The sequence below is a fragment of the uncultured Nitratireductor sp. genome (assembly GCF_913053745.1).
Classification (GTDB): Bacteria; Pseudomonadota; Alphaproteobacteria; order Rhizobiales; family Rhizobiaceae; genus Nitratireductor.
In genome coordinates this window covers 1-5,700 of the sequence record NZ_CAJXGF010000220.1, presented here as the reverse complement: position 1 = coordinate 5,700, position 5,700 = coordinate 1, and the positions used below count along the sequence as shown (strand labels likewise).

Sequence of the window (5,700 nt, the reverse complement as noted above, 5' to 3'; positions counted from 1 at the left end):
CGCGACGCTTCGGCCGCCCGTCTTCCCGAACCTGTACAGACCCGGCGGCGAAGCCGCGCGGGAGCGGAGGCGTTTGTGTTGAGATGTCCGGCCCTGTCCTCGTTCTGGCGGCAAAGCCGCAACGCGGACGTCATTCGCAAAACCCCCGCCGCATCGAGAAAGTTTGCACCGCAGCATTGTCCACGCTAATCATACCGCGTCGTTTTGGCGCGGGAGGGGAGTTTCGCGCCAGGCAATCCCGCACCACTTTCTCTTTCCGGAGCTTTTGCCAGTGCAGATTAAAAAGATCCTCGTCGCCAACCGTTCTGAAATCGCTATCCGCGTCTTTCGCGCAGCCAATGAACTCGACATCCGAACGGTGGCGATCTGGGCCGAGGAGGACAAATACTCCCTGCACCGGTTCAAGGCGGACGAATCCTATCAGGTCGGGCGCGGCCCGCATCTGGAGCGCGATCTCGGCCCCATCGAAAGCTATCTGTCGATCGACGAGGTGATCCGCGTCGCAAAATTGTCCGGCGCGGATGCCATTCATCCAGGCTACGGTCTCCTGTCGGAGAGCCCCGAATTTGCCGAGGCTTGCGCGGAAAACGGCATCGTCTTCATCGGGCCGAAGCCGGAGACCATGCGCCGCCTCGGCAACAAGGTGGCCGCCCGCAATCTGGCTGTCGAGGTTGGCGTGCCGGTCGTTCCGGCCACCGAGCCGCTGCCCGACGATATGGCCAGGGTCGCCGAAATGGCCGAAGAAGTCGGATTCCCGGTCATGCTCAAGGCGTCATGGGGCGGAGGCGGGCGCGGCATGCGCGTTATCCGCAGCCGTGACGAATTGGAGGGTGAGGTCGTCGAGGCCAAGCGCGAGGCAAAGGCCGCCTTCGGCAAAGACGAAGTCTATCTTGAGAAGCTGGTTGAGCGGGCTCGTCACGTCGAGGTGCAGGTTCTGGGCGATACGCATGGCAACACCGTGCACCTGTTCGAGCGCGACTGTTCCATTCAGCGCCGGAATCAGAAAGTCGTCGAGCGTGCGCCGGCGCCTTATCTCGACGACGAGAAGCGTGCCGAGCTTTGCGGCTACGCGCTGAAGATCGCCCAGGCGACGGATTACATCGGCGCCGGTACGGTCGAGTTCCTCATGGACGCCGACACCGGCGCGTTCTACTTCATCGAGGTCAATCCGCGTATCCAGGTGGAGCACACGGTCACCGAGGAAGTCACCGGCGTCGACATCGTCAAGGCGCAGATTCACATCCTTGAAGGCAACAGGATCGGCGACAAGGCATCGGGCGTCCCCGCTCAGGCCGACATTCGTCTCAATGGCGATGCGCTTCAATGCCGGATCACCACCGAGGATCCGGAGCAGAACTTCATTCCCGATTACGGTCGCATCCCCGCTTATCGCGGCGCGACCGGCTTCGGCATCCGGCTCGACGGCGGCACGGCCTATTCCGGTGCCGTGATCACGCGATTCTACGATCCGCTTCTGGAAAAGGTGACCGCCTGGGCGCCGACGCCGGATGAGGCGATCGCACGCATGGACCGTGCGCTGCGGGAGTTCCGCATTCGCGGTGTGGCCACAAATCTTACGTTCCTCGAGGCGATCATCAGCCATCCGCAGTTTCGCGATGCCTCCTATACGACACGCTTCATCGACGAGACACCGGAACTTTTCACCCAGATGAAGCGGCAGGACCGCGCCACCAAACTTCTCAACTATCTGGCTGACGTGACCGTCAATGGTCATCCCGAGGCACGTGGGCGCGCGCTGCCCAATGCAGAGGCCGCCGCTCCGCACGTGCCTTATGTCGATATGCCGGTGCCGGATGGAACCAGGCAGATCCTCGAGGCGCGGGGTCCCGAGGGCTTCGCCGGATGGATGCGCGAACAGGAGCGCGTTCTCGTCACCGACACGACCATGCGCGATGCGCATCAGTCGCTGCTCGCGACCCGCATGCGCACCTTCGATATGGCGCGCATCGCCGGCGTTTATGCCCGCGCGCTGCCTGAACTCCTGTCGCTGGAGTGCTGGGGCGGGGCGACGTTCGATGTGGCCATGCGCTTCCTGACGGAAGATCCGTGGGAGCGGCTTTCGCGCATCCGCGAAGCCGCGCCGAACCTGCTCCTTCAGATGTTGCTGCGCGGTGCGAACGGTGTCGGCTACACCAACTATCCCGACAATGTGGTGCAGCATTTCGTCAAACAGGCGGCCGCGGGCGGCATCGATCTCTTTCGCGTGTTCGATTGCCTCAACTGGGTGGAGAACATGCGTGTGGCGATGGATGCGGTGCGCTCCGAGGGCAAGCTCTGTGAAGCCACGATCTGTTATACGGGCGACATTCTCGATCCGGAGCGTGCCAAGTACGATCTCAAATATTACGTGGGTTTGGCCAAGGAGCTTGAAGCTGCCGGCGCCAACATCCTCGCCATCAAGGACATGGCTGGCCTCCTGAAACCGGGGGCGGCACGCGTTCTGTTCAAGGCGCTGCGCGAGGCGACCGACCTGCCGCTCCACTTCCACACGCATGACACCTCCGGCATTTCCGCCGCCACTGTGCTTGCCGCCGTTGAAAGCGGAGTCGACGCGGTGGATGCGGCGATGGACGCGCTCTCCGGCAACACCTCGCAGCCCTGCCTCGGCTCCATTGTCGAAGCCCTCAAGGGCGATGCCCGCGACACCGGTCTCGACCGCGAATGGGTGCGGCGCATTTCCTTCTACTGGGAAGCCGTGCGCAACCAGTACGCTGCCTTCGAGAGCGATCTGAAGGGACCGGCTTCCGAGGTCTATCTGCACGAGATGCCGGGGGGCCAGTTCACCAATCTCAAGGAACAGGCTCGCTCGCTGGGGCTTGAGACCCGATGGCACGAGGTTGCGCGTGCCTATCACGACGTCAACATGATGTTCGGCGACATCGTGAAAGTGACGCCATCCTCCAAGGTAGTGGGCGACATGGCGTTGATGATGGTCTCGCAGGATCTGTCCGTCGCCGATGTCGAAGACCCGAAAAAGGACATCGCCTTTCCCGATTCGGTCATCTCCATGCTGCATGGCGATCTCGGCCAGCCGCCGGCCGGTTGGCCGCAGGACCTTCAGAAAAAGGTGCTGAAGGACAACAAGCCGATCGACGTGCGTCCAGGGTCGTTGCTCGAACCGGCCAATCTGGAAGAAGACCGTAAGGCGTTGGAAGAGAAACTCGGTCGCGCGGTCAGCGAGTTCGAGTTCTCCTCATGGCTGATGTACCCCAAGGTCTTCACCGATTTTGCCGCAGCTTCGGAAGACTACGGTCCGGTGAGCGTTTTGCCCACGCCGGTCTACTTCTACGGAATGGAGCCGGAGGACGAGATCTTTGTCGATATCGAGCGCGGCAAGACGCTCATCATCCGCTGCCTTGCCGTCGGCGATGTGGACGAGAAGGGCATGGTCACGGTCTTCTTCGAACTCAACGGTCAGCCACGCCGCGTCAAGGTGCCGGACCGCGTGCACGGCGCCTCCGCGTCCGCTGCCCGCCGCAAGGCAGAGACCGCGAACGAGGCCCATGTGGGCGCTCCCATGCCGGGTGTGGTTTCCACGCTCGCCGTGACGCCCGGCCAGACCGTGACGTCGGGCGATGTGCTCCTGTCGATCGAGGCCATGAAGATGGAAACGGCCCTGCACGCCGAGCGCGATGGCACCATTGCCGAGGTTCTGGTGAAGGCTGGCGACCAGATCGATGCCAAGGATCTTCTCGTCGTGTTCGAAAATGGCGATTGAGGGTGAGGATTGACGGGGTCGATTAAACCGATTTAAATGCGGCGCGATCGGGGGCAATATTCCTGTCGCGCCGTTTTCTTGGGAGCCCGTTATGTCTTTCCAGAACGCGTCCCTCGGACGCTGGGCCATGGCGGCCTGCTTCTTCGTCAATGGGTTCATGGTGGGCAGCTGGGCGCCGCAGATTCCCGTCGTGGCGTCCCGTTTCGACTTGAGCGAAACGGCACTTGGCCTTCTTATCCTCGTTTTCGGCTGCGGCGCGGTGTCGGTGATGCCGCTTTGCGGCTATCTGATCGGCCACTTTGGTTCTCGTGCCGTGCTGCGTATCGCGGCACTCGTATGCGCCCTTTCCTTCGCGGGGCTCGTCGCGGCGACACAAGTCTGGCAAATGGTTGCGGCGTTGATTTTCTTCGGCGCGTTTCTGGGGGCGATGGACATCTCCATGAACGCCAATGCCGTCGCGGTGGAGCGCGCGCTCGGCCGCGCGGTGATGTCTTCCTCGCACGGTTTCTGGAGCCTCGGCGGCTTTGTCGGCGCCGGAACCGGCGGGCTTCTGCTTGAGCGCTACGGCTATATGGCGCATGCCGGCATGGTGATCGCGTTCGCGTTCGCGATCGCGCTTGCCACCGTGCCGTTTCTGATCGTCGAGGCCCGTCCCGTTGCCGGGCAGGAGGGCGGCGCTCGCGCACGCCTGCCACGCAATCCCATGGTCTATGTCACGGGTTTGATAGCGTTGTTCTGCATGCTGCCGGAAGGTGCCGTGCTCGATTGGGCGGCACTCTATCTGCGGCAGGAAATGGGAGCGGGCATCGCCGAGGCGAGCCTGGCCTTCACGGCGTTCTCCGGCGCGATGGCGCTGATGCGTTTTGCCGGCGACCGGCTGCGCAATCGCTTCGGCGCGGTGCGCACGCTGCGCTATTCGGGGATTGTCGCGACTGTCGGGATGCTCGGAGCAGGGCTCGCCCCTTCGCCCATCCTGGCCACCATCGCTTTTGCGTTCAGCGGCATGGGCATCGCCAATATGGTGCCCATCGTTTTTTCGGCGGCGGGCAATCAGCCGGGCCTCTCGCCGGGTGCGGGCATGAGCGTGGCGACGACAATCGGCTATTCGGGTATGTTGGTGGCTCCGTCGCTTGTCGGCTTCGTTGCCGAGCGCACAGGTTTTGCGCCGATTTTCATCGCGTTTTCGGTTCTTCTGGCTCTGGTGCTGTCGATGGCGAATCTCGTGCGCTCCGCCGATACCATAGCCATGCAGCCGGCAAGCTGACCCGGCCGACCTCGGTGTCTCTCCGCAATCGGGGAATCACGCCCGATTGCGGAATTGCTTCAGATCCTGCCCATCAGCATCAGGATGAGGAGGATGACCAGGACCAGGCCAAGAATGCCTGACGGTCCATAGCCCCACCCGCGGGAGTGCGGCCATGCGGGTATGGCCCCGAGCAGGATTAGGACCAAAATGATAATGAGGATTGTCCCGAGCGACATTACGTTCTCCTCGCTGTCTCGAAAGCAGTGCTTTTCAACGCTTTGGCGACCCCGGTGGTTCCCTTGAAACGCAAAAGGGCCGGTGCGCCTGAGCGGCGCACCGGCCCTTCGTCCTGTTTGGCCGGCCTGTCTATTCGGCCGGTTTCGGGAACGGTTCGTCCGGAACGTCGGGATTCTCGGCCGCTTTCTCGTCCTTCCGCTTGCGCCGGAACAGTCTTGCGAAAAGACTGCGGCGCTTCTGGCCGGCGGGTAGCGTTTCGCGGGTAAACACCATCAGCGCGGAGGGGGTGACGATCAGCGTCAGCGCCGTTGCGAAGGTAAGGCCGTAGACTATGGCGCCCGACAGCGAGATCCACCATTGCGTCGACGGGGCACCGATGGTCACCTCGCGGTGGGACAATTCGAGACCGAGCCCGAAGGCAATGGGCAACACGCCCAGAACGGCGGATATCGCCGTCAGCATCACCGGACGTGCCCGT

At 62.8% G+C, this 5,700-nt stretch carries 3 protein-coding genes and 1 pseudogene; 2 read left to right on the top strand and 2 right to left on the bottom strand.

The window, feature by feature from the left end; all coding sequences use genetic code 11:
• Positions 1 to 271: 271 nt before the first annotated feature.
• Together pyc and QZ638_RS22260 are read left to right on the top strand one after the other, a co-directional pair.
• Positions 272 to 3,739 carry a pyruvate carboxylase gene (gene pyc, locus QZ638_RS22265; protein ID WP_295814689.1) on the top strand — a complete coding sequence of 1,156 codons (3,468 nt, stop codon included), beginning with the start codon at positions 272 to 274 and terminating at the stop codon, positions 3,737 to 3,739.
• A gap of 91 nt (positions 3,740 to 3,830) precedes the next feature.
• The gene (locus tag QZ638_RS22260; RefSeq protein ID WP_295814687.1) at positions 3,831 to 5,003 is read left to right on the top strand and encodes an MFS transporter; all 1,173 of its coding nucleotides are present in this window, start codon (positions 3,831 to 3,833) and stop codon (positions 5,001 to 5,003) included.
• 59 nt (positions 5,004 to 5,062) lie between these two features.
• On the opposite strand, the gene QZ638_RS22255 is transcribed toward QZ638_RS22260, so the two are convergent.
• Positions 5,063 to 5,221: a DUF3309 family protein gene (locus QZ638_RS22255; RefSeq protein ID WP_295814684.1), complete on the bottom strand. Its 159-nt coding sequence runs from the start codon at positions 5,219 to 5,221 to the stop codon at positions 5,063 to 5,065.
• Between the two features lie 130 nt (positions 5,222 to 5,351).
• Positions 5,352 to 5,700: pseudogene (locus QZ638_RS22250) on the bottom strand (AcrB/AcrD/AcrF family protein); the annotation flags it as partial.

Excerpts from the sequence above, each read along its gene's own strand:
- QZ638_RS22260 (WP_295814687.1), top strand. The coding sequence starts at position 3,831 with ATGTCTTTCCAGAACGCGTCCCTCGGACGCTGGGCCATGGCGGCCTGC.
- QZ638_RS22255 (WP_295814684.1), bottom strand. The coding sequence starts at position 5,221 with ATGTCGCTCGGGACAATCCTCATTATCATTTTGGTCCTAATCCTGCTC.